This is a genomic window from Streptomyces sp. NPDC040610, assembly GCF_055594065.1.
In genome coordinates this window covers 57,138-80,258 of sequence record NZ_JBVIXA010000005.1, presented here as the reverse complement: position 1 = coordinate 80,258, position 23,121 = coordinate 57,138, and the positions used below count along the sequence as shown (strand labels likewise).

23 protein-coding genes and 1 riboswitch are annotated in these 23,121 nt (G+C 72.6%); of the genes, 11 read left to right on the top strand and 12 right to left on the bottom strand.

The annotated features are described in order from the left end of the window. Positions 1-133 precede the first annotated feature (133 nt). Genes ACZ6AA_RS19120 through ACZ6AA_RS19105 form a run of 4 tightly spaced genes read left to right on the top strand, consistent with a single transcriptional unit; the run spans position 134 to position 3,965 of the window. Positions 134-856: a hypothetical protein gene (locus ACZ6AA_RS19120; protein ID WP_468457403.1), complete on the top strand. Its 723-nt coding sequence runs from the start codon at positions 134-136 to the stop codon at positions 854-856. Further along, on the top strand, positions 857-1,921 hold the full coding sequence (locus ACZ6AA_RS19115) for a peptidoglycan-binding protein (protein WP_468457405.1): 1,065 nt from the start codon (positions 857-859) through the stop codon (positions 1,919-1,921). Next, positions 1,918-2,697: an ABC transporter ATP-binding protein gene (locus tag ACZ6AA_RS19110; protein WP_468457406.1), complete on the top strand. Its 780-nt coding sequence runs from the start codon at positions 1,918-1,920 to the stop codon at positions 2,695-2,697. The genes ACZ6AA_RS19115 and ACZ6AA_RS19110 overlap by 4 nt, the downstream gene beginning before the upstream one ends. Continuing rightward, positions 2,694-3,965: an ABC transporter permease gene (locus tag ACZ6AA_RS19105; protein ID WP_468457407.1), complete on the top strand. Its 1,272-nt coding sequence runs from the start codon at positions 2,694-2,696 to the stop codon at positions 3,963-3,965. The genes ACZ6AA_RS19110 and ACZ6AA_RS19105 overlap by 4 nt, the downstream gene beginning before the upstream one ends. Before the next feature lie 70 nt (positions 3,966-4,035). Here the strand turns inward: ACZ6AA_RS19105 and ACZ6AA_RS19100 are convergent, their stop codons facing one another. Together ACZ6AA_RS19100 and ACZ6AA_RS19095 are read right to left on the bottom strand one after the other, a co-directional pair. Next, positions 4,036-4,317, bottom strand: a complete 282-nt coding sequence (locus ACZ6AA_RS19100; RefSeq protein ID WP_468457408.1) for a DUF4031 domain-containing protein — start codon at positions 4,315-4,317, stop codon at positions 4,036-4,038. Further along, positions 4,314-4,700, bottom strand: a complete 387-nt coding sequence (locus ACZ6AA_RS19095) for a hypothetical protein (protein ID WP_468457410.1) — start codon at positions 4,698-4,700, stop codon at positions 4,314-4,316. Before ACZ6AA_RS19095 ends, ACZ6AA_RS19100 begins: the two co-directional genes overlap by 4 nt. A 118-nt stretch (positions 4,701-4,818) precedes the next feature. Here ACZ6AA_RS19095 and ACZ6AA_RS19090 point away from each other — a divergent pair, with 118 nt between their 5' ends. The 3 genes from ACZ6AA_RS19090 to ACZ6AA_RS19080 all read left to right on the top strand — a co-directional run bounded on the left by ACZ6AA_RS19090 (position 4,819) and on the right by ACZ6AA_RS19080 (position 8,224). After that, positions 4,819-5,748 (top strand): MurR/RpiR family transcriptional regulator, encoded by a 930-nt coding sequence (locus ACZ6AA_RS19090; RefSeq protein WP_289949263.1) that lies wholly within the window; start codon positions 4,819-4,821, stop codon positions 5,746-5,748. Between the two features lie 128 nt (positions 5,749-5,876). Beyond that, positions 5,877-6,827 carry an N-acetylmuramic acid 6-phosphate etherase gene (murQ, locus tag ACZ6AA_RS19085; protein ID WP_471459038.1) on the top strand — a complete coding sequence of 317 codons (951 nt, stop codon included), beginning with the start codon at positions 5,877-5,879 and terminating at the stop codon, positions 6,825-6,827. Positions 6,828-6,982: 155 nt separating this feature from the next. Then, complete coding sequence (locus ACZ6AA_RS19080; protein WP_468481257.1) at positions 6,983-8,224, top strand: hypothetical protein; 1,242 nt, start codon at positions 6,983-6,985, stop codon at positions 8,222-8,224. Between the two features lie 66 nt (positions 8,225-8,290). On the opposite strand, the gene ACZ6AA_RS19075 is transcribed toward ACZ6AA_RS19080, so the two are convergent. The 7 genes from ACZ6AA_RS19075 to thrC all read right to left on the bottom strand — a co-directional run bounded on the left by ACZ6AA_RS19075 (position 8,291) and on the right by thrC (position 15,305). Next, positions 8,291-9,598, bottom strand: coding sequence for a mannosyltransferase family protein (locus tag ACZ6AA_RS19075; RefSeq protein ID WP_471459037.1), 1,308 nt, complete (start codon positions 9,596-9,598; stop codon positions 8,291-8,293). Positions 9,599-9,742: 144 nt separating this feature from the next. Further along, positions 9,743-10,273 carry a hypothetical protein gene (locus ACZ6AA_RS19070; protein ID WP_471459035.1) on the bottom strand — a complete coding sequence of 177 codons (531 nt, stop codon included), beginning with the start codon at positions 10,271-10,273 and terminating at the stop codon, positions 9,743-9,745. Next, entirely contained in the window at positions 10,266-10,763 is a 498-nt protein-coding gene (locus tag ACZ6AA_RS19065) for a SigE family RNA polymerase sigma factor (RefSeq protein ID WP_471459033.1), read from the bottom strand. The genes ACZ6AA_RS19070 and ACZ6AA_RS19065 overlap by 8 nt, the downstream gene beginning before the upstream one ends. 174 nt (positions 10,764-10,937) lie before the next feature. Continuing rightward, entirely contained in the window at positions 10,938-12,560 is a 1,623-nt protein-coding gene (gene groL / locus ACZ6AA_RS19060; RefSeq protein WP_468457422.1) for a chaperonin GroEL, read from the bottom strand. Positions 12,561-12,969: 409 nt separating this feature from the next. Beyond that, positions 12,970-13,173, bottom strand: a complete 204-nt coding sequence (locus ACZ6AA_RS19055; RefSeq protein WP_005315736.1) for a cold-shock protein — start codon at positions 13,171-13,173, stop codon at positions 12,970-12,972. A 420-nt stretch (positions 13,174-13,593) separates the two neighbouring features. Next, positions 13,594-13,869, bottom strand: coding sequence for a ubiquitin-like small modifier protein 1 (locus ACZ6AA_RS19050; RefSeq protein ID WP_150169311.1), 276 nt, complete (start codon positions 13,867-13,869; stop codon positions 13,594-13,596). 113 nt (positions 13,870-13,982) lie between these two features. Further along, positions 13,983-15,305, bottom strand: coding sequence for a threonine synthase (gene thrC / locus ACZ6AA_RS19045; protein WP_468457424.1), 1,323 nt, complete (start codon positions 15,303-15,305; stop codon positions 13,983-13,985). Then, positions 15,299-15,450: riboswitch (SAM riboswitch) on the bottom strand. It overlaps the preceding gene by 7 nt. Before the next feature lie 131 nt (positions 15,451-15,581). Between thrC and ACZ6AA_RS19040 the strand changes: the two genes are divergently transcribed. Both ACZ6AA_RS19040 and ACZ6AA_RS19035 read left to right on the top strand, forming a co-directional pair. Continuing rightward, positions 15,582-16,565 carry a glucosyl-3-phosphoglycerate synthase gene (locus tag ACZ6AA_RS19040; RefSeq protein WP_468457426.1) on the top strand — a complete coding sequence of 328 codons (984 nt, stop codon included), beginning with the start codon at positions 15,582-15,584 and terminating at the stop codon, positions 16,563-16,565. A gap of 210 nt (positions 16,566-16,775) precedes the next feature. Beyond that, positions 16,776-18,170: an alpha,alpha-trehalose-phosphate synthase (UDP-forming) gene (locus ACZ6AA_RS19035; protein WP_471459030.1), complete on the top strand. Its 1,395-nt coding sequence runs from the start codon at positions 16,776-16,778 to the stop codon at positions 18,168-18,170. A gap of 46 nt (positions 18,171-18,216) precedes the next feature. On the opposite strand, the gene otsB is transcribed toward ACZ6AA_RS19035, so the two are convergent. From otsB to ACZ6AA_RS19020, 3 genes are read right to left on the bottom strand one after another with little or no spacing between them, the layout of a single operon-like run. Further along, positions 18,217-19,065, bottom strand: a complete 849-nt coding sequence (otsB, locus tag ACZ6AA_RS19030) for a trehalose-phosphatase (RefSeq protein WP_471459028.1) — start codon at positions 19,063-19,065, stop codon at positions 18,217-18,219. 16 nt (positions 19,066-19,081) lie between these two features. Further along, positions 19,082-19,354, bottom strand: coding sequence for a DUF3263 domain-containing protein (locus ACZ6AA_RS19025; protein WP_468457432.1), 273 nt, complete (start codon positions 19,352-19,354; stop codon positions 19,082-19,084). Positions 19,355-19,384: 30 nt separating this feature from the next. Beyond that, positions 19,385-20,656, bottom strand: a complete 1,272-nt coding sequence (locus ACZ6AA_RS19020; protein WP_468457433.1) for an ABC transporter substrate-binding protein — start codon at positions 20,654-20,656, stop codon at positions 19,385-19,387. Positions 20,657-20,912: 256 nt separating this feature from the next. On the opposite strand from ACZ6AA_RS19020, the gene ACZ6AA_RS19015 reads away from it, so the two are divergent. Both ACZ6AA_RS19015 and nagA read left to right on the top strand, forming a co-directional pair. Continuing rightward, positions 20,913-21,917, top strand: a complete 1,005-nt coding sequence (locus ACZ6AA_RS19015) for an ROK family protein (RefSeq protein WP_468481255.1) — start codon at positions 20,913-20,915, stop codon at positions 21,915-21,917. Positions 21,918-21,924: 7 nt separating this feature from the next. After that, a complete protein-coding gene (gene nagA / locus ACZ6AA_RS19010) occupies positions 21,925-23,073 on the top strand; it encodes an N-acetylglucosamine-6-phosphate deacetylase (protein ID WP_468457437.1) in 1,149 nt (382 codons plus the stop codon). Positions 23,074-23,121 lie beyond the last annotated feature (48 nt).

Below are 23,121 nucleotides of genomic sequence, written 5' to 3'. Positions count from 1 at the left end.
GGCCGATTATGCGCGAGGGTTTGCCCTGTTCAGGCCCGGTCGCGGGGGCCGGGACCGGCGTTCTCGCGCATTGTTACGTGCTCATCATGCGGCCATGGACCGGCCACCATGTACGGGCCCGACGGTGGTCCGCATGAGCATCCACACCGCTTCCCGGGGCTCCGCCGCCCGAAGCTCCCTGAGCCCCGCCGCCCGGCGCACGGCGTCCCGGCGCACCACCCGCCTCCGCGTCGCCGCTGCCGTCGCCGCCCCCCTCCTCGCCCTCTGCGTCGCCTGCGGCGGCGAGGACGACGGCGTCAAGGACGAGGGCGTCGCCTCCGCCCCCGAGGAGCCGACCGCGGACGGGGCCTCCGGCAAGGACAAGGGGAAGGACGGCGGCCGGGGCAAGGACGACTCCCGGCCCGCCGCCGAGGGCAAGAGCGCCTTCTACGACGCCCAGCTGACCTACGTCCGCTGCATGCGCACCAAGGGCGGCCTGAAGGACTACCCCGACCCGAAGCTGAGCGGCTACCTGGACTGGTCGAAGATCGACAAGCTCGTCGACCCGAAGGGCCACGGCGAGGAGTACAAGGGCGGCAAGAACGGCGTCTGCGCCGACGAGTTCGTCGCCGCCTCGGACCTGGCGCCCAAGCGCGACGCGCAGAAGGACTACGAGTCGATGCTCGCGCACGCCAAGTGCATGCGCGACAACGGCGTCTCCAAGTTCACCAACCCCACGATGTCCGGCGGCAACGTCGTCCCCGGCGGCGACCCCAGCCCCGCGAACCCGGCGCTCGACCAGGGCTCGCCCGCGTACAAGCAGGCCCGCGAGGCGTGCAAGGGCAAGCTGCTCGAAGGCCTGGACGGGATGCAGTAGATGAAGCGGCGTACGGGAATCCTCCTCGGCGGCGTCGCCGCGGCCGCCGTGGCGGTGGGCGCGGGCGCCCTGGCGTACGGGGGCGGCGACGCGGGCGGCGGCCGGTCCGAGCGGCCGCCCGCCACCACCACCGTCACCCGGACCGACCTCGTGCTGTCCAAGACCGTCGACGGGAAGATCGACTACGCGCGGCGCCGCGCCGTGAAGTCCGCCGTCCCCGGCACGGTGACGGTCGCGGCCCGCGAGGGCGCCACGGTCACCCGCGGGCAGGCCCTCTACGAACTGGACGACAAGCCCGTCACGCTCCTGTACGGCCCGGTGCCCGCCTTCCGCGAGATGAAGGTCGGCGCCCGCGGCAGCGACGTCCTGGAACTGGAGCGCAATCTCGTCGCGCTCGGCCACGGCGGCGGCCTGTACGTCGACCCGCGCTACGACCGGGCCACGGCCGCCGCCGTCAAGCGGTGGCAGCGCTCCCTCAACCGGACGCCGACCGGCAGGGTCGGCAAGGGGGACGTCGTCTTCCAGCCCGAGCAGGTCAAGGTCGTCCGCGCGGACGCGGCCCTCGCCGACCAGGTCGGCCCGGACACGGCCGCCCTCACCGTCGCCTCCACCAGGCCCGTCGTCCGCGCCCAGCTCGACCAGACCGACGCCTCGCTCACCGCGAGGGGCACCAGGGTCGAGGTGGCCCTGCCCAGCGGCACCACCAAGCGCGGCCGGGTCACCGGAACCGTCAAGCCGGAGGGCTCCGGCGAGGAGGAGGCGGCCGGGGACACCATCACCGTCGAGGTCTCCCTGGACGGCGGCGCGGCGGCGGCCTCCGGCGAGGACGCCAAGGCCACGGCGAGCGTGAAGTTCGTCAGCGAGAGCCGCGAGGACGTCCTGACCGTCCCGGTCGAGGCGGTCGTCGCGCTGCGCGGCACGGACGGCGGCTACGGCCTCCAGCTCGTCGAGGGCCGCACGTCCCGGATGGTGCGGGTCGAGACGGGGATGACGGCCGACGGGCGCATCGAGGTCAGCGGCCCCCGGATCAAGGAGGGGCTGACGGTGGGGGTGGCCACGGAATGACGCACTCCACACCCGGCCCGGCGCCGGGCCCCACGTCCGCCCCCTCGTCCGGCCCCGCACCCGTCGGCTCCGCGCCCATCGGCCCCGCCCCTGTCGTCGAACTGCGCGACGTCACCAAGTCGTACGCCGGTGACGTGCACGCCCTGCGCGGCGTCAGCCTCACCGTCGGCGCGGGCGAACTCCTCGCCGTCGTCGGCCCTTCGGGGTCCGGCAAGTCCACGATGCTCCACGTCGTCGGCACGCTCGACGCGCCCACGGCGGGCACGGTCCGCGTGGCCGGGTACGACGTGGGGCGCCTGTCGGACGCGCAGTTGTCCGCGCTGCGCGCCCGCCACATCGGCTTCGTGTTCCAGCACTTCCACCTGGCGGCGGGCCGCGACGCCGTCGACAACGTCGCGGACGGACTCCTGTACGCGGGCGTGCCCCGAAGGCAGCGCCGGGCCCGCGCCCGCGCCGCCCTGGAGCGGGTCCGGCTCGGCCACCGCCTCGGGCACCGGCCCGCCGAGCTGTCCGGCGGCGAGAAGCAGCGCGTGGCCATCGCCCGCGCGCTGGTCGGCGAGCCGGACCTGCTGCTCGCCGACGAGCCGACCGGCGCCCTGGACAGCGCGTCCGGCGAGGTCGTCATGGAGCTCCTGCACGAGCTGAACGCGGCGGGCACGACGATCTGCGTGATCACCCACGACCAGGAGATCGCGGACTCGCTGCCGCGCCGGGTCCGGTTCAGGGACGGCGAGATCGTGTCCGACTCCCGCTGCCAGGAGGCGATGTCACGATGACGCCCACGCCCCGGCCCGAGCCGTCCCACCAGCCGCCCCGGCCGAAGCCCTCCCGAGCCAAGCCCGCCCGGCTCAGGTCCTCCCGGCTCAGGCCCTCCCCGCTCGCGCCCCGCGACATCCTGCGCCTCGGCGCGGTCGGCCTGCGCGCCCGGCGGACCCGGGTCGTCCTGTCCGCCCTCGGCATCGCCATCGGGATCGCCACGATGGTCGCCGTGGTGGGCCTGTCCCAGTCCAGCAAGTCGGACCTGATGGCGCAGTTGGACCGGCTCGGCACGAACCTCCTCACCGTCGAGGCGGGCGAGGACCGGCAGGGCAGGGAGCTGAAGCTGCCGAAGTCGGCGGTGGCGATGGTCGAGCGCGTCGGGCCGGTCCAGCACGCCACGGCGACCGGGAACGTCGACGCCAGGATCCGGCGCAGCGACGTGGTGCCCGAGGAGCGGACGGCGGGCGTCACCGCGCAGGCGGCCCGCACCGACCTCCTCGACGCCCTCAACGCCCGCGTGGCCAAGGGGATCTGGCTGAACAAGGCCAACGAGCGGCTGCCCGTCACCGTCCTCGGCTCGGTCGCCGCGGAGCGCCTCGGCATCACCGAGCCGGGCGGGAAGATCATGATGAACGACGAGTACGTCGTCGTGGTCGGCATCCTTCAGCCGGTGGAACTCGTCCCCACCCTGGACCGGGTCGCGATGATCGGCTTCCCGGCCGCGGCGAAGCACTTCCGCTTCGACGGCCACCCCTCGATGATCTTCGAGCGGTCCCCGGACGGCACGGTCGAGGACGTCCGCGCCGTCCTCGCCCGCACGGTCAGCCCCGGCTCCGACGGCGCCGTCAAGGTCTCCCGGCCCTCGGACGCACTCGCCGCGAAGGCCGCCACCGACAAGGGCCTGACCAGCCTGATGCTCGGCCTGGGCGCGGTGGCGCTCCTGGTCGGCGGGGTCGGCGTGGCCAACACCATGGTCATCTCGGTCCTGGAGCGCCGCCAGGAGATCGGCCTGCGGCGCGCGCTCGGCGCCACCAGGAACGCGGTCCGGCTCCAGTTCCTCACGGAGTCCCTGCTGCTCTCGGCGCTCGGCGGGGCGGCGGGCGCGGCGCTCGGGACGGCGGCGACGTTCGGCTTCGCCCTCGCGCAGGGCTGGACGGCGGTGGTCCCGCCGTGGTCGGTGGCGGCCGGGTTCGCGGCGACCCTGCTCATCGGCGTGCTCGCGGGTCTCTATCCGGCGGTACGGGCCTCGCGGCTGCACCCGACGGTCGCCCTGAACGCCACGTGAGGGGGCGCCCCACGCCTAGGGCCCGGACACGCCCCGGCCTGTGGCGTCGGGCCCCGACGCCTCCCGGCCCCTACGCCTCCCGCTCTGACGGCTCCCGCCCCTTGCGCCGCCGCAGCCCCGCCTCCGTCAGCCGCCGCACCAGCTCCTTGGACCCGATCTCGACCGCCCCCGCCCGCACCGCGTCCCCGTACCGGTGCGCGGGCAGGTCGTAGTGGTCCCGCTCGAAGGCCCGCTCCGGCACGCCGATCCGCGCGGCGAACGCGTGCAGTTCCTCGTACGAGACGTCGCTGACCAGGTGCGACCACAGGCGGCCGTGGCCGGGCCAGACGGGCGGGTCGATGTAGAGGGTCACCGGCGCACCGACCCGAGCGAGCCGACGGCGGCGACCGTCACGCCCGCCTTCGCGCACACCCAGTGCGGATCGGCGCCCAACTCCGGCTCCACGTCCAGCGCGTGCGGGTCGCCCGAGCCGCACACCGGACACAGCGGCCACCGCCCGTACCGCTCCAGGAGGGCGTCCTGCACGTCCTGCGCGACGAGCCCGGCGACGAAGTCGACGCCCTCGGGCCACTGCTCGACCCACCAGCGGCGCTGCGCCACGGAGTCCTCGACGAACGACACCACGTCCGGCTCGGCGACCTCGTCCGCGACCAGGTCGGCGAGGACGAGCGCACGGGCCGCGTGCAGCGCCCGCTCCAGCGGGCCGACGGGGACGGAGGATGCGGAGGAGTCCATACAGCCATTGTGCGCCCCGCCGCGCGCGGGCCGGTCCGGGGCGATGGCGCCCCCGGCCCCGCGGGCCCGGGGCGTCGGGGGTCTTGACCCGCCCCGGGCCCGAAAATATCTTTCAAGAGTGACCCATGACGTGAAGGAAATTTTCGCGGGTGGAGCGCCCCCGGCCCCGGCCGCCCTCGCGGCCAAGGTCCGCACGCTCGCGCCGTCGATGACCCGCTCCATGCAGCGGGTCGCCGAGGCCGTCGCGGGCGACCCGGCGGGCACCGCCGCCCTCACCGTCACCGGCCTCGCCGAGCTCACCGGCACCAGCGAGGCCACCGTGGTCCGCACCGCCCGCCTCCTCGGCTACCCCGGCTACCGCGACCTGCGCCTGGCCCTCGCCGGGCTCGCCGCCCAGCAGCAGTCGGGCCGCGCCCCCGCCGTCACCGCCGACATCGCCGTGGACGACCCCATCGCGGACGTGGTGGCGAAGCTCGCCTACGACGAGCAGCAGACCCTCGCCGACACCGCCGCCGGGCTCGACACCGTCCAGCTCGGCGCGGCCGTCAGCGCGCTCGCCGCGGCCCGCCGCGTGGAGGTGTACGGCGTCGCCGCGTCCGGGCTCGTCGCCCAGGACCTCGTACAGAAGCTGCTGCGCATCGGGCAGGTCGCGCACGCGCACTCCGATCCGCACCTGGCCGTCACCAACGCGGTGACGCTGCGCGCCAAGGACGTCGCCATCGCGATCACGCACTCCGGGTCCACCGGTGACGTCATCGAGCCGCTGCGGGTCGCCTTCGAGCACGGCGCGACCACCGTCGCGATCACGGGACGGCCCGACGGCCTCGTCTCCCAGTACGCCGATCACATACTGACCACGTCCACCGCCCGCGAGAGCGAGCTCCGGCCCGCCGCCATGTCTTCCAGGACCAGTCAGCTCCTGGTCGTGGACTGCCTGTTCGTGGGTGTGGCTCAGCGGACCTATGAGACCGCGGCGCCTGCGCTCGCCGCTTCGTACGAGGCTCTGGCCCACCGGCACAGCCCTCGCGGGGGCGCCGGCAGTCGTTGACAGTGCCCTCGGCGTGGGCGGGCGCCGATCGGCCTTCGGCCTCGTCCTCAAGCGCCGGACGGGCTATCACTACCCACCGCCGCACCGCACCCCGCCCGTACCCCCTCCCCCGAAAGAGCCGCACCCCTATGACCTCCACGCCCACAGGGCCCGCCGCCTACGGCGAACTCCGTGCCCAGTTGGAGACCCTCACCACCGAGGCGTTCCGGCCCGAGCTCTCCGAGATCGACCGGCTGCCCACGGCGGAGATCGCCGCGATCATGAACGGCGAGGACGCCTCCGTGCCCACGGCCGTCGCCGCGCAGGTGCCGCGGATCGCCGCCGCCATCGACGCGACCGCCGAGCGCATGGCCCGCGGCGGGCGGCTCGTCTACGCGGGCGCGGGCACCGCGGGGCGGCTCGGGGTGCTCGACGCCTCCGAGTGCCCGCCGACGTTCAACACCGACCCGGGCAACGTCGTCGGCCTCATCGCGGGCGGCCCCACCGCCGTGATCACCTCGATCGAGGGCGCCGAGGACCGCAAGGACCTGGCCGCCGCGGACCTGGACGCGCTCGGCCTCACCGCCGACGACACCGTGGTCGGCGTCTCCGCCTCCGGCCGCACGCCCTACGCCATCGGCGCCGTCGAGCACGCCCGCGCCCGCGGCGCCCTGACCATCGGCCTGTCCTGCAACGCCGACAGCGCCCTCGCCGCCGCGGCCGAGCACGGCATCGAGGTCGTCGTCGGGCCCGAACTCCTCACCGGATCCACCCGGTTGAAGGCGGGCACGGCCCAGAAGCTCGTCCTCAACATGCTGTCGACGATCACGATGATCCGCCTCGGCAAGACGTACGGGAACCTGATGGTCGACGTGCGCGCCTCCAACGAGAAGCTGCGCGCCCGCTCCCGCCGCATCGTCGCCCTCGCCACCGGCGCCTCCGACGAGGAGATCGAGGCGGCACTCGCGGCCACCGACGGCGAGGTCAAGAACGCCATCCTCACCCTCATCGGCTCCGTCGACGGCCCCACGGCGGCCCGCCTCCTCGACGAGTCGAACGGCCACCTCCGCGCGGCGCTCGACAACTCCCGTACGAAGTGAACTCCCGCACGAAGCGAACTCCCGTATGCCATAGGGACTGTTGGGGCCTGGTGGACTCCGGATTTACGGCGCGAAAGTCACCTTACGGAGCGTACGGGCCCTCACGAGGATGCCCTTGACCGTCAGCTGGTGACGCTCAAGGGAAGGGAACGCGCATGCCCGAGCAGAACGCGCCCACCGAAACCCAGGCCCAGGAGGCCCTGCGCGCCGCGCCGCCGATCATTCTCGCCCCGGGCCCGCGGGAGGCCCCGACCCAGCTCCCGCCCGTGCCGCACGACGTCTGGGAGCTGCCCGGCGGCACCGCCTGGGTGTACCGGGGCGAGGGCAACAGCGCCCTGACCCGCCCCGTGCTCCTCGCCGACGGCTTCAACACGGGGCCGAGCACCGCCGAATTCTCCTGGAACGGGCTGGAGTTCAACGCCGCGTACCCGCTCCTGAGCGAGCTGCGCAAGCGCGGCAGGGACGTCGTCCTGGTCGGCTTCCAGGAGCGCAGCGCGTCGATCCTCGACAACGCGCAGGCCGCGATCGCCGCCATCCGGCGCGCCAACGCGGAGCGCGTGGGCAAGCACCCGCTGGCCGTCGGCGGCTTCAGCATGGGCGGACTCGTCACGCGGTACGCCCTCGCCAGGATGGAGGCCGAGTCCGGCGGGGACGACCACGAGACGCAGCTCTACTTCTCGTACGACAGCCCGCACCGCGGCGCCTGGATCCCCATCGGGCTGCAGGCCTTCGCGCACTACATCCGCAAGCTCGACGCCCGGTTCTCGAACCAGATGAACAGCCCCGCCGCCCGGCAGCTGCTCGCCCAGCACATCGCCGAGTGGCAGGACAGCCCTGCGCCCGACAAGGAACGCGAGGAGTTCCTCGCCGAGTTGGGACGCGTCCACCACTGGCCGCGGCGGCCCCGGAAGATCGGCGTCGCCAACGGCGTCGGCACGGGCGAGGGCAACGGCATCCGGCCCGGCGTGGACGCCGTGAAGGGCAAGGGCATCGGCATCGTCGGCACCGACCTCAACACCCAGTCCGCGGGCGACGACCAGCTCGTGGCCACGCTCCGCGTCCTCACCCTGAAGAAGCCGCAGATCCACACCTCCGGCCTGCCCGAGTTCGACGGCGCGCCCGGCGGCACCCTGGAGGGCTTCGGCATCCTCGCCGACAGCCTCAACCAGGTCTTCGGCCTCGGCGTCGACGTGCCCGTGCGCGAGCACTGCTTCGTGCCCGCGGTCAGCGCCGTCGCCATCCGCGACGTGCACACGCACGACGACCTCTACGCCGACATCAACTCCCTCGCCCCCGAGGACAGCGAGCTCGACGAGTTCAAGGTCGCCTCCCACAACGAGCCCCACACCCACATCACCGAGGAGCTGTGCACCTGGATCCTGGACCGCCTGCCGTAGCCGAAGGGCGGGCACCCGCCCGCGGTGGCGGCCGTCGCGGGGCGGCTGCCGCCGCGGGCACGGGGGTCAGCCCGCCCATCTCCCCGACAGGAACGTCACCGCGAACAGCGTGCTCAGCGGCGCGAGCACGCACAGGCCCGCGTAGGCGCGCCACGGCGCCCGCAGGCTCCACGCGGCCAGACCCGTCCACAGCGGCCACCACAGCAGGGTCGCGCGGGGCACGGACGTGTACCAGTACGAGGTGCCGAGCGCCCACAGGTTCAGGGCGATGTACGCCGCCTCCGGCCACCGCCCGCGCCACAGCAGCCGGCCGAGCAGCGCCAACCCGACGACCATGGCGGCGAGTTCGGCCTGGGACATCAGGGCGTACCCGGTGGAGTAACGGCCGTCGAACGCCGCGTTCCACGTGTTGCCCCAGGCCTCCCACGGCGGGTGGAAGGTGCGGTACCAGCCGCGTTCCTGGGCGTGCTTCCAGGCCATCCAGTCGCCGGTGCGGTCGTACAGGTACAGCGTGTACGCGAGCGGGGGCAGCGCGGGCAGCGTCAGCCAGGGCAGTCGGCGCCAGTCGCGGCGGCCGTCCCGGGCGAGCAGGAAGTCGACGGCCAGGGCGGCGGCGAGGAACAGGCCGCTGACGCGGGTCGCCGTGGCGCACGCGGCGAGCGTCGCCGCGAGCCGCCAGCGGCCCGACCGGGCGGCGAGCCAGGCGGGCAGCGCGAAGGCGAGGAAGAGGGATTCGGAGTAGCCCGCGGCGAGGAAGACGGCACAGGGCGAGAGCAGGACGACGAGCACGGCCCGCCGGGCGAGGGTCTCCGCACCCCCGAGCCGGACCGCCGCCCCCGCCCCCACACCGACACCCGCGCCCCTGCCCGCGCCCTTGTCCGCCCCCGCGAGCCTCGCCACCCGCGCCAGCGCCAGCATCGCGACCGCGCCCGAGACCAGCGAGATCAGCAGCCCGGCCGCCACCCAGTCCGGCACGACGAGCCGCACCGCCCGCAGCATCAGCGGAAACCCGGGGAAGAACGCCTCCTCGTTCTCCAGGCCGTCCGCGTACCCCGGCGCGGGCCCGAAGTAGCCGTACTCCGCTATGTGCCGGAAGTGCGTCCAGTCCCACTGCTCCCACACCGAGAACAGTCCGGGCGCCTTCTTGGCACGGGAGTTCGCGGGAAACAGCCATCCCACGCAGTACCCGGTGACGAAGAGCCCCACCCGCGTGCCCAGATACACCTGGAGCACGAACCGGTCGGTCGCGTCGAGCCGCCCCGCGAGCCGCCGCAGCACCGCCCGCCCGCCACCGGGCCGCTCCCGCTCCCGGACGTCGGGCCAGGGCGGGCGCGGGGAGGGCCGGGTGGCGGTGGTCGCCGGTGCCGCAGGCATGCGTGGTCTCCGTTCGGGCGCGCGGAATCGCCCGGCGGCGCGCGGTGCGCCGCCGGTCGGGGGTGCTGCGGGGGTGCCGGTTAACAGGCCGGGGGGCGGTTGTGGGCGGGGATGCCCCGGAGGGACGGCCGCGGCCCCGGGGGATCAGCCGGGGTCGTCCGTCGTGTCCGACGTCGGGGGCAGTGTGGTCCGCGCGCCCCGGTACGGAGTCTCGGTCGCGCCCAGGGTGCCGGTGGTCGGGGGCGGGGTGCTCGGGGGGTGCGTCGGCGAGCGGCTCGGGTCGGCGCCGGTGTCGGCGGAACTGCCGGTGGTGCCGGTGGTGGCGGGCGGCTCGCTGGCGTCGGGGGGGTCGGTGGTCTCGGTCGGGCCGGGCGAGGACGAGGTGTCGGTGGGGTCGGGCACGGGGTCGCCGGAGGAGGGCGCGGGGCGCGGGTCGCGGGTGTCGGCCGGGGACACCCGCTCCTCGGACCCGGCGAGCCCGGCGGCGACCGCGCCGCCCATCCCGCCGCACAGCAGCACGGCACTGGCCGCGAGCACGGCGAACCTGCGCCGCCGCACCCGCTCGCCGCGGGCCGTGACCACGGGCGCGGGCGCCGGGTCGGTGCCGCGCTCCGCCGCCGCGGCCAGCTCCCTGAGCGCGTCCGCCAGCGGATCGTCGTGGTGGTGCTCAGTCACCGTGCGCCTCCTGGGTACGAGGGTCCTGCAAGCGGTCGGCCAGTGCGGCCCGCCCCCGGGACAGATGCGTCTTGACCGTGCCGGTGGACTGGCCCGTCTCCCCGGCGATCTGCTCCACCGACAGATCGCAGATGTAGTGCAGCGCCACCGTCCTGCGCTGCTGCGGGGACAGCCCCTTCAGCGCCTCGACGAGGACCACCGAACCGGGGTCGGGCGCGCCCGCGGGCAGCGCGCCGCCGTGCCGCTGCCAGGCCTGCTCGGTGCGCCGCCGCCCGTGCCAGCGGCGCACGGCGAGCCGCCAGGCCACGGTGCGGATCCACGCCTCGGGCGAGGCCTCCTTCACCAGGCGCCCGCGCCTGCTCCAGGCCTTGACGAACGCCTCCTGCACGACGTCCTGCGCCTCCTGGAGGTCGCCGAGCATCACGTACAGCTGGCCGGTGAGCCGTCGGACCGCGTGGGCGTAGAACTCCTCGAACTCCTCAGCGGTCAATGACGTGCTCCCCATCTGGTCGGTACACCTTCTCTAGACCGGCGGGGGTGCGTCCGGTTGACACCGGTCGCGAGATTTTTTCCGGGCCGGGAAACGCCGGAGGGCGGCACCCCCTGAGACAGGGAGTGCCGCCCTCGTGCGCGTGCTGCGACGAACCGCCGATCCTCGAAGGGATCAGAAGTCCATGTCACCGCCCGGCATGCCGCCCGGAGCGGCCGCGGCGGCCTTCTCCGGCTTGTCGGCGATGACGGCCTCGGTGGTGAGGAACAGCGCGGCGATGGACGCGGCGTTCTGCAGGGCGGAACGCGTGACCTTCGCCGGGTCGATGATGCCCTCGGCGATCATGTCGACGTACTCGCCGTTCGCGGCGTTCAGGCCGTGACCGACGGTCAGGTTGCGCACCTTCTCCACGACGACGCCGCCCTCGAGACCGGCGTTGACCGCGATCTGCTTCAGCGGGGCCTCCAGGGCCAGCTTCACAGCGGCGGCACCGGTGGCCTCGTCACCCTCGAGCTCCAGCTTCTCGAAGACCGAGGAGGCCTGCAGCAGGGCCACGCCACCACCGGCGACGATGCCCTCCTCGACGGCCGCCTTCGCGTTGCGAACGGCGTCCTCGATGCGGTGCTTGCGCTCCTTGAGCTCGACCTCGGTCGCGGCACCGGCCTTGATGACGGCCACGCCGCCCGCGAGCTTCGCCAGGCGCTCCTGGAGCTTCTCGCGGTCGTAGTCCGAGTCGCTGTTCTCGATCTCGGCGCGGATCTGGTTGACGCGGCCCTGGACCTGGTCGCTCTCACCGGCGCCGTCGACGATGGTCGTCTCGTCCTTGGTGATGACGACCTTGCGGGCGCGGCCGAGCAGGTCGAGACCGGCGTTCTCCAGCTTGAGGCCGACCTCCTCGGAGATGACCGTGCCACCGGTGAGGATGGCGATGTCGCCGAGCATGGCCTTGCGGCGGTCGCCGAAGCCCGGGGCCTTCACGGCGACGGACTTGAAGGTGCCACGGATCTTGTTGACGACCAGCGTGGACAGGGCCTCGCCCTCGACGTCCTCGGCGATGATCAGCAGCGGCTTGCCGGACTGCATGACCTTCTCGAGGAGCGGAAGGAGGTCCTTCACGTTCGAGATCTTGGAGTTGACGATCAGGATGTACGGGTCATCCAGGGCCGCCTCCATGCGCTCCATGTCGGTCGCGAAGTACGCCGAGATGTAGCCCTTGTCGAAGCGCATGCCCTCGGTGAGCTCAAGCTCGAGCCCGAAGGTCTGCGACTCCTCGACGGTGATGACGCCTTCCTTGCCGACCTTGTCCATGGCCTCGGCGATGAGCTCGCCGATCTGGGTGTCGGCGGCGGAGATGGAGGCGGTCGAAGCGATCTGCTCCTTGGTCTCCACGTCCTTGGCCTGCTCGAGCAGGGCGCCGGAGACGGCCTCGACGGCCTTCTCGATGCCGCGCTTGAGGGCCATCGGGTTGGCGCCGGCCGCGACGTTGCGCAGGCCTTCCTTGACGAGCGCCTGGGCGAGGACGGTCGCGGTCGTCGTGCCGTCACCGGCGACGTCGTCCGTCTTCTTCGCGACCTCCTTGACCAGCTCGGCGCCGATCTTCTCGTACGGGTCCTCGAGCTCGATCTCCTTGGCGATGGACACACCATCGTTGGTGATCGTGGGGGCGCCCCACTTCTTCTCGAGGACGACGTTGCGACCCTTGGGGCCCAGGGTCACCTTGACGGCGTCGGCGAGCTGGTTCATGCCGCGCTCGAGGCCGCGCCGTGCCTCCTCGTCGAACGCGATGATCTTGGCCATGTGAAGTGGTCCTCCCGGACGGGGTGGAAAAGCAAACGGACCGTGCTGGTGCCCGCGACGGACGGCCTGCGCGCCGTGTGGTTCCTTGCCCCACCCGGCCTGCGGACCTCACCGACCCGATCCAAGTTCTGTCACTCTCACTCGTAGAGTGCTAACGCCAATGATTAGCACTCGACCCCCTAGAGTGCAAGGTCGCCTCGAAGAGGCGTCGATGAGGGGCGGCGGTCGGGAGACGGGCGGGCGCAAGGTCGCCCTCAGGTCTCGTACGTGGATCCCCGGCTCCCGCACGAGACACCCGCGCCCCGGCGCAACACCCCGATCTTGGAACGACGAAGGGCCCGCGCCCCGTTCCCGGGGTGCGGGCCCTACGTCTATTGCGTCGCGTCGGTGGCCGATCGCGTCAAGCCGCTCAGACGGCGAGCTTGACCATGTCCGCCTGCGGACCCTTCTGGCCCTGCGAGATCTCGAACTCGACTCGCTGACCTTCTTCCAGGGTGCGGTAGCCGTCCATCTGGATCGCGCTGTAGTGGACGAATACATCCGCACCACCGTCGACCGCGATGAAGCCATATCCCTTCTCCGCGTTGAACCACTTGACGGTGCCCTGAGCCATGCCTAACTCCCCTATTACTGGCCCTTGCGCAGACCCGCACTTCGCGGACCCGGGTCAGACCTCACCCCCCATGGGTTGGGGGTGTGCGCCGGAACGCGTCGACCGCGGCTGAATGTATCTGTCCAACTGCCCTCTGCAACAGGTCAATCGGACGAGAATTCTGGGCACGCGCTATCGGAGATTTCCGGAGAATTCCACGGAACTCAGGGCAAGTCGGGCCCGACAAATGTCGCATAGGGCTCAAATAGGCAGGACACTTTGGCTACTTCTTGTCGGCTCCGCGGCCGACTTCGAATATGCGCGCGGCACTGCGTACGCCGGAAACGGCGCTCCATTCCCAACTGTACCGCGCTCAACCATACAGAATTGCCCCCTCCGCTTCTCTCGCGGAGGGGGCAGTCCCGGTGACTCTGCGTGCGCTCAGCCGCCGGCGACGGCGGGAATGATCGAAACCCCGGCGCCGTCCGGCGTCGCGGTCTCCAGACCCTGCTCGAACCGCACGTCGTCGTCGTTCACGTACACGTTCACGAACCGCCGCAGCTTGCCCTGGTCGTCCAGGACCCGGGCGGCGATACCGGTGTGGTTCTTCTCCAGGTCGGCGATGACCTCACCGAGAGTCGCCCCCTCGGCGGCGACCTCGGCCTTGCCACCGGTGTAGGTGCGAAGAATGGTGGGGATGCGGACGTTGACACTCATGGGTTCACCTCAGGGGTACGGGGAGGACGGGGGCGCCCCGTCAGGGGCGCGGGGAACTGCGCGAGGACGGACCGCGACCCGCAGTCGGCAGCGGACCACAGGCCCTACGGCGACTAACCGGCAAGCCCCGCGGAGCGGAACGCGTCGAGGCTCGGCTTGATCGTGGCCGTCGCCTGGGACGTCTCGGCGACCGCGTCGAGCGTCTTCAGGCCGTCACCGGTGTTCAGCACCACCGTGGTGAGGGTCGGGTCGATGAGCCCGGCCTCCACCAGCTTCTTGGTGACGCCGACCGTCACACCCCCGGCGGTCTCCGCGAAGATCCCCTCCGTGCGCGCGAGCAACTTGATCGCGTCGACGACCTGCTCGTCGTTCACGTCCTCCACCGCGCCACCCGTGCGGCGCGCGATGTCGAGGACGTAGGGCCCGTCGGCCGGGTTGCCGATGGCGAGGGACTTGGCGATGGTGTCCGGCTTCTGCGGCCGCACGACGTCGTGGCCCGCCTTGAACGCGGTGGACACCGGCGAGCAGCCCTCCGCCTGCGCCCCGAAGATCTTGTACGGCCTGTCCTCGACGAGGCCGAGGGCGATCAGCTCCTTCAGACCCTTGTCGATCTTCGTGAGCTGGGAGCCGGAGGCGATGGGGATGACGAGCTGGTCGGGCAGGCGCCAGCCGAGCTGCTCGCAGATCTCGTACGCGAGGGTCTTGGAGCCCTCTCCGTAGTACGGCCGCAGGTTCACGTTGACGAAGCCCCAGCCCTCGCCGAGCGGGTCGCCGATCAGCTCGGAGCAGAAGCGGTTCACGTCGTCGTAGTTGCCCTCGATGCCGACGAGCTCGCCGCCGTACACCGCGGCCATGACGACCTTGCCCTGCTCCAGGTCGTGCGGGATGAACACGCAGGAGCGGAAGCCCGCGCGGGCGGCGGCGGCGCCGACGGCACCGGCGAGGTTGCCCGTGGAGGAGCAGGACAGGGTGGTGAAGCCGAAGGCGCGCGCGGCTTCGAGCGCCTGCGCGACGACGCGGTCCTTGAAGGAGTGCGTGGGGTTGCCCGAGTCGTCCTTGACGAACAACTTGCCCTGCTCGACGCCGAGTTCGGCGGCGAGGTTGTCGGCCTTGACGAGCTTGGTCCAGCCCGGGTTCAGGTTCGGCTTGTCGGCCACGTCGGCGGGGACGGGAAGCAGCGGGGCGTACCGCCAGATGTTGGCGGGGCCTGACTCGATCCGCTTGCGCAGGCCCTCCGGGTCGCCGAGGGGAAGGTCGTAGGCGACTTCCAGGGGTCCGAAACACTCGGCGCAGGCGAAGATGGGGCCGAGGTCGAAGCGGGTTCCGCACTCGCGGCAGGAGAGCCCGGACGCGGGTCCGAGATCGACGGTGTCCGCGGAAGGCGTGGTGGTGGCGACAGTCTGCACAGCCATGGAGGCGAGGCCCTTTCTCCTCATCTTCCCCGCGGCGCATCTCGCCGCGAGACGGAATTGGCACCTTCCCGAGCCGGGAGCCTCGCGGCGCGCGTTCGCGGCGACGAGACCGGCTGGAGGGTTGCCGGGGCTTCAACGGGCCGTATCCCTCTGCCCCTCTGGATGAGCGGTATTCGATTGTGACGCCCGGGACCCCCGACATGCGATGGTCACCGGCGTTGTTCAAGACTGTAACCGAAGCCTTGGACCCTTGAGATAGTCGTCCGATGCGCGAGATGGATCACAACCGGGAGGACGCGCGTGCTGGAAGAGGTCGAGCGCTGGCTGAGCAGGCGTTCCTGGTCCGTCGCCGACCGAGCGCCCGGCGCCCTGACAGCCGCCAAGCGTGACCTCGGCACCTCGGTGAGCGTGGTGCTGCCCGCCCTCGACGAGGAGGAGACGGTCGGCGGGATCGTCGCCGAGATCCGCGAGGAGCTGATGGAGCGGGTGCCGCTCGTCGACGAGCTCGTGGTGATCGACTCCGGCTCCGCGGACCGCACGGCCGAGGTGGCGGCGGCCGCCGGAGCCCGGGTGGTGCACCGGGACGCGATCCTGCCGCGGCTGCCCGCCGTGCCGGGCAAGGGCGAGGTCCTGTGGCGTTCCCTGCTGGTCACCCGCGGTGACATCGTGGCGTTCGTCGACGCGGACCTGAAGGAGTTCTCGGCGGACTTCGTCTCCGGCATCGTGGGGCCGCTGCTCACGGAGCCGGACGTGCAGTTCGTGAAGGCGATGTACGACCGCCCGATGACGGTGTCCGACGGCCCCGCGGCCGACGGACCCGCGTCCGGCGCGACGGCCGGGCAGGGCGGCCGGGTCACCGAGCTGATGGCGCGGCCCCTGCTGAACATGCACTGGCCGCAGCTCGCGGGCTTCGTGCAGCCCCTCGGCGGCGAGTACGCGGCCCGCAGATCGCTCCTCGAACGCCTCCCCTTCCCCGTCGGGTACGGCGTGGAGCTCGGCCTGCTCGTCGACGCGCTGCACACCGTCGGCCTGGACGCGCTCGCGCAGGTCGACGTGGGGGTGCGCAGACACCGGCACCAGGACGGGCAGGCGCTCGGCCGGATGGCGGCGGCGATCTACCGCACCGCGCAGCTGCGGCTCGCCCGCGCCCATCTCGTACGCCCCGAGCTGACCCAGTTCGTCCGCGGCGAGCACGGCTTCGAGCCGCGGACGTACGCGGTGGACACGGAGGAGCGGCCGCCGATGGTGGAGGTGGCGGAGTACGCGGAGCGGCGGGTGGCCTGAGGGGGCGGGCCGGGGTGACGTGCGGGCTGGGCCAGGGGCTGCGGGCAGGTCGTATACGGTCCGCCCGGCGTCCGTCCGCCGTCCGTCCGCCGTTCGCGCGCGGGGCGCGGAGGGGGTGCCTCCGGCAGGGCTGCCCGGCAGGGCCGCTCAGGGATGTGACGTTCCCGGCCGTACGTTTGAGCGTTTCCGCGAGCGGCTAGGTTTCGGCACATGGCTTCCGAGCAGGCGGGCGCAGCCCAGGTCCTCGTCGCGTCCAACCGCGGCCCGGTGACGTACTCCCTCGGCGCCGACGGGACGCTCGCCGCCAAGCGCGGCGGCGGCGGGCTCGTCTCCGGGCTCAGTGCCATCGGCGACGAGGCCGACGCCCTGTGGGTGTGCTCGGCGCTCGGCGACGGCGACCGGGAGGCCGTGCGGCGCGGGGTCGGCGAGCCGGGGGTGCGGATGCTCGACATCGACGCCGCCGTGCACGCCGACGCGTACAACGGCGTCGCGAACTCGGTGCTGTGGTTCGTGCACCACATGCTGTACCAGACGCCCCTCGAACCCGCCTTCGGGCCGGAGTTCCGCGCCCAGTGGGCCGCGTACGAGACGTACAACCGGGCGTTCGCCGAGGCGCTCGCGGGCGAGGCGGCGCCGGGCGCGGCCGTCCTCGTGCAGGACTACCACCTGGCGCTCGTCCCCGGCATGCTCCGCGAACTCCGCCCCGACCTGCGCATCGGGCACTTCTCGCACACGCCCTGGGCGCCCGCCGACTACTTCCGGCTCCTTCCCGACGACATCGCCGAGCAGCTCCTGCGCGGGATGCTCGGCGCGGACCGGCTCGGCTTCCTCACCGGGCGCTGGGCGGACGCCTTCACCGCGTGCTGCGTGGCCGTCCTCGGCGGGACGTCCGGGACCCGGATCGGGGTGCACGGGCTCGGGGCCGACGCGGACTTCCTGCGGGAGCGGGCGCGGCGCCCCGACGTCGAGGAGCGCCTCGCCGCGCTGCGGGAGCAGGTCGGGCCCGGGCGGAAGGTCATCGTCCGGGTGGACCGGACCGAGCTGTCCAAGAACATCGTGCGCGGACTGCACGCCTACGCGCAGCTCCTCGCCGAGCGGCCCGAGTGGCGGGAGCGGGTCGTGCACGTCGCCTTCGCCTACCCGTCGCGGCAGGACCTCGCCGTCTACCGCGAGTACACCGCGGAGGTGGCGCGGGTCGCCGACGCCATCAACTCCACGTACGGCACCGACGGCTGGACGCCGGTCGTCCTCCACGTCAAGGACGACTTCGCCCGCTCCCTCGCCGCCTACCGGCTCGCCGACGTCGCCCTCGTCAACCCCATCCGGGACGGCATGAACCTCGTCGCCAAGGAGGTCCCCGTCGTCTCCGACGAGGGCTGCGCGCTCGTCCTCTCCCGGGAGGCCGGGGCCTACGAGGAGCTCTCCGAGGACGCGCTCACCATCAACCCGTACGACGTGTCCGCGACGGCCGCGGCGCTCCACGAGGCCCTCCTGATGCCCCCCGCGGAACGCGCGGAGCGCACCAAACGCCTGGCCGCGGCCGCCACCGCCCTCCCCCCGACCCAGTGGTTCCTGGACCAACTCCACGCCCTGACCACCCCTTGACCACCCCCTGGCCCGCGGCTCCGCGACGGGGGCGGCCGCCGTGCCGTCAGGGCAGTCGGGCCGCCAGGGCCGACAGGAGGGCGACCACGCCGACAGGCCCGTCGGTCACCACGTCCGCGCGGTCGGCCAGCTCCGTGACCTCGGGGCTTCCGCTGCACACAAGAAGCCCCCGCACCTCCCCGTCCGACCGCAACTTGTCCACCGCCGTGAAGGCGGGCACGTCCCCGAGGTCGTCCCCGGCGTACAGGACGGACTCGGCGCCCACCTCACGTACGTAGTCGACGAGGGCGACCCCCTTGTCGACGCCGGGCGGCCGCAGTTCGAGGACGAGCCGCCCCGGCTCGACGATCAGCCCGTGCCGCGAGGCCAGCTCCCCCAACGGCCCCCGCAACGCCTCGAACGCGGCCTGCGGATCCAGGGCCCGCCGCGTGTGGACGGCGACAGCCCGCCCCTTCTCCTCGATCCAGGTCCCCCGCCACGCCCCGATCGCGTCCAGGAACCCGGGCAGCTCGGCCCGCACGGCGGCGACGCCGGGATGCGGCTCGGCGGCCTGCACGGTCCCGGTGACGGCGTCCCACCGCTCGGCCCCGTAGTGCCCGAGCACGACGAGGTGTTCGAGCCCGGGAACCCCGGCGAACCCGCCGTAGCGGACGGCGACCCCCGCGGGCCGGCCGGTGACGACGGCCACGGAGCGGACCTTCGGGGCGAGCGCGGCCAGCGCGGGCACCGCGTCGGGATGGGCCCGCGCCCGCTCGGGATCGGGCACGATCGGCGCCAGCGTGCCGTCGAAGTCGAGGGCGATCACGGCATGTTCGGGCCGGGCCAGAAGCGCGGCGAGCCCGTCCCGCCCGGCGGGAGTGAGCGGCTGCGGCAGGGAGTGCGTCGGGTCACCCATGGGCCAGACCTTAACGTCAACGCTCGGCGCGCCGCGCCTGTCGAACCCGCCGCAGTCGGTTCACGGTGACCGGATCGTGGGCGAGGGCCCGCTCGTCGTCGAGGAGGGCGTTCAGGATCTGGTAGTAGCGGACGGGGGCGAGCCCCAGCTCCTCGCGGATGGCCCGCTCCTTGGCGCCGGGCCCGGCCCAGTTGCGCCGCTCCAGGGCGAGCACGGCCTTGGCCCGCGCGGAGAGTTCACCGGGACCGGCGGGTTCACCGGGCCCGGCCTGCGCGTCGTCGTCCGTCATGGCGCCCACGCTAACCCCGGCGCCCCCGCGTCACTGCGCGCTCTCCTCCGCGTCCGCCTTCGACTCGATCTGCCCGAGGATGGACTCGGGGCTGCCGTTCTTGTCGACGGTCTTGCCGATGTACTTCTTGATCTGCACGGAGACCTGCGCCCAGGACGTCTTGTCGACCGGGTACAGCTGCGAGGCGGGCAGCTCCTCCAGGAACTGGCCGAGCTTCGCGGAGTCCTGCTTGTTGTCCGTCATCTCCTGCGACGCCGACGTCGTGACGGGCAGCAGGTCGTACTCGCGCGAGAAGTCCAGGACGTTCTTCTTGCTGTAGACGAAGTTGAGGAACTCGCCGATCTCCTTGCGGTGGCCGTTCTGCTTGAAGGCCATCATCCAGTCGGCGACACCCATCGTGGACTGGGCCTTGCCGTTGACGCCGGGCATCGGCACCATGCCGTACTTCAGGCCCTTCTTCGAGGCCATCTGCATCAGCGTGGGGTGCCCGTTGAGCATGCCGACGTCACCGCGAGTGAACGCGGCGAAGGCCTCGGCGCGGTCGAGTTGGGCGGGCGGGGTGGGCCCGGTGAGGCCCTTGCCGACCAGCTCGTTCTTCAGCCAGTCGAAGGTCTGTACGTTCTGCTTGGAGTCGATGTCGTACGAGCCGACGTTGTCGGTGTAGCCGCCGCCCCCGCTGAGCAGCCACTGCATCGTCTCGGCCTGCGCCTCCTCCGGGCCGAGCGGCAGCGCGTAGGGGATCTTCACGCCGCGCGCCTTCAGCTTCTGGGCGGCGGCCTGGAGCTCGGTCCAGCTCTGCGGCGGCTTGATCCCGGCGCTCTTGAACAGCTTCTCGTTGAAGAAGAGCAGGCGCGTGGACGCGGCGAACGGCATGCCGTACTGCACCCGGTTCACCTCGCCGGCCTTCGAGAGCGGGGCGAGGAAGTCGGCCTGGGTGGGGATGGAGAGCAGGTCGTCGGCGGAGTACAGCTTGTCCCGCGCGGCGTAGTCGGCGTACGCGCCGATCTGGGCGAGGTCGGGGGCGTTCCCGTCCTTCACCATCTCCTTGACCTCGCGGTCGACGTCCGTCCACGAGTACACGGTCACATCGACCTTGATGCCCGGGTGGTCGGCCTCGAACTTCTTCGTCAGCTCGCCCCAGTACTTCTTGGAGCTGTTCGCGGAGGAGTCGCCGTAGTCGGCGGCCACGAGCTTGAGGGTGACGTCCCCGGAGTCCCCGGAGTCGCCGCCGCAGCCGGCGAGCAGCGCCGTCATGCTCAGTGCGGCCACCGCCGCGGTCAGACCTGTCACGCGCCGCTGCACTGCTGTTTCCCACCCTCGTCGTACGTACAGAACCGCGAGTTTCCCCCGCGCCCGGATACAAGGTCTACACCACCCGAGTATCACTTCTGCAACGGCCTTGCCTTATTGCCCACGTCCGGCGAGTTTTCAGCCCGTCCGGCGTTTGAGGACGAGCGCGCAGCGCGACCGGCGGCGCCCCGTCCCACGGCAACGGGACACCCACCCTGGGGCGCAGGTGGACTAGACCTCTCGCGGGGTCACACGCGACACTGTCCCCGTGAGACATGTCATCGCCCTGGACGTGGGCGGCACAGGAATGAAGGCCGCCCTGGTAGGGGCGGACGGCACACTGCTGCACGAGGCCCGCCGCCCGACCGGCCGAGACCGAGGCCCCACCGCCGTGGTCGAGTCGATCGTCGAGTTCGCAGCCGACCTGAGGGCCCACGGAGTGGCACACCTGGGCGAACCGGCGGCAGCGGCAGGCGTGGCCGTACCGGGCATCGTGGACGCCACCCACGGCATCGCGGTGTACGCGGCCAACCTGGGCTGGTCCGACGTACCCCTGCGCGCCCTCCTGAGCACCCGCCTGGAAGGCATCCCCGTGGCACTCGGCCACGACGTCCGCACGGGCGGCCTGGCCGAGGGCCGCCTGGGCGCGGGCAAGGGCGCCGACCGCTTCCTCTTCGTCCCCCTGGGCACCGGAATCGCGGGCGCGATCGGCATCGACGGCACCATCGAACCGGGCGCCCACGGCTCCGCGGGCGAGATCGGCCACATCGTCGTACGCCCCGGCGGCCCCCCGTGCGGCTGCGGCCAGCGGGGCTGCCTGGAGCGCCTGGCGTCCGCCTCCGCGGTGAGCAAGGCCTGGGCGGAGGCCAGCGGCGACCCGACGGCGGACGCGGCGGACTGCGCGAAGGCGGTCCGCTCCGGCGACCCCCGCGCCCTCGCCGTCTGGCAGAACGCGGTCGACGCCCTCGCCGACGGCCTGCTCACGGCCCTCACCCTGCTGGACCCGCACACCCTGATCATCGGTGGCGGCCTGGCGGAGGCCGGGGAAACCTTGTTCACACCGCTGCGCGCGGCCGTCGCCGCCCGCGTGGTCCAGTTCCAGACGCTGCCGGAGATCGTCCCGGCGGCACTCGGCGACGCGGCGGGCTGCCTGGGCGCGGGCCTGCTCGCGTGGGACCTGCTCGACGCCACCGGGCAGGCCCCGGCCACCCCCGCCACACCAGGCACCACCACCACGACCGACCACCCCACGACCCCGACTCCCCGGAGGTAACCACCTGATGGCCACTAGCAAGGTTCTCGCCGGTGCTCAGGTGGTACTGCCCACCGGGACCGTGCCGAACGGCCGCGTGATCGTCTCGGACACCGGCCGCATCGCGGGGAGCGCTCCCGCGGACCCCGGCGCGATCGAGACGATCGACCTGACCGGCCACTGGCTGGTCCCCGGCTTCGTCGACATCCACAACCACGGCGGCGGCGGCGCGTCCTTCACGAGCGGCACCGCCGAGGACATCCTGCGGGGCGTACAGACGCACCGCCTGCACGGCACCACGACGGTCGTGGCCTCGACGGTCACCGGCGAGACGGACGCCCTCGCGCAGCGCGCGGGCCTGCTCTCCGAGCTGGCCGAGCAGGGCGACATCGCGGGCGTCCACTTCGAGGGCCCGTTCATCTCGCCGTGCCGCAAGGGCGCCCACAGCGAGGCCCTGCTGCGCCACCCGGACCCGGCGGAGGTCCGCAAGCTCATCGACGCGGCCCGCGGCCAGGCCCGCATGGTCACCCTCGCCACGGAGCTGCCGGGCGGCATCGACTCCGTACGCCTGCTCGCCGAGCACGGCGTGATCGCGGCGATCGGCCACACCGACGCCACGTACGAGCAGACGAAGGCCGCCATCGACGCGGGCGCCACCGTCGCCACGCACCTGTACAACGCCATGCCCGGCCTCGGCCACCGCGCCCCCGGCCCCATCGCCGCCCTCCTGGAGGACGAGCGGATCACCGTCGAGCTGATCAACGACGGCACGCATCTGCACCCGGCCGCCTTCGGTCTCGCCTTCCACCACGCGGGCGCGGACCGCGTCGCCCTCATCACGGACGCCATGGACGCGGCGGGCTTCGGCGACGGCACCTACCTGCTCGGCCCGCTGGAGGTCGAGGTGAAGGAGGGCGTCGCGCGGCTCACCGAGGGCGGCTCCATCGCCGGCTCGACGCTGACCATGGACCGCGCGTTCAAAAGGTCGGTGACCGTCGACAAGCTGCCCGTCGAGGACGTCGTCGCGGCGACCTCCGCGAACCCGGCCAAGCTCCTCGGCGCGTACGACCGCGTCGGCTCGCTCGAACCCGGCAAGGACGCCGACATCGTCGTCCTGGACGCGGAGTTCACGCTCAAGGGCGTGCTGCGCAAGGGCGAGTGGGTCATCGAGCCCTAATTCACCCCATAGCAGCGGCGGTTGGTCCAAGCCCTGGGCCAACCGCCT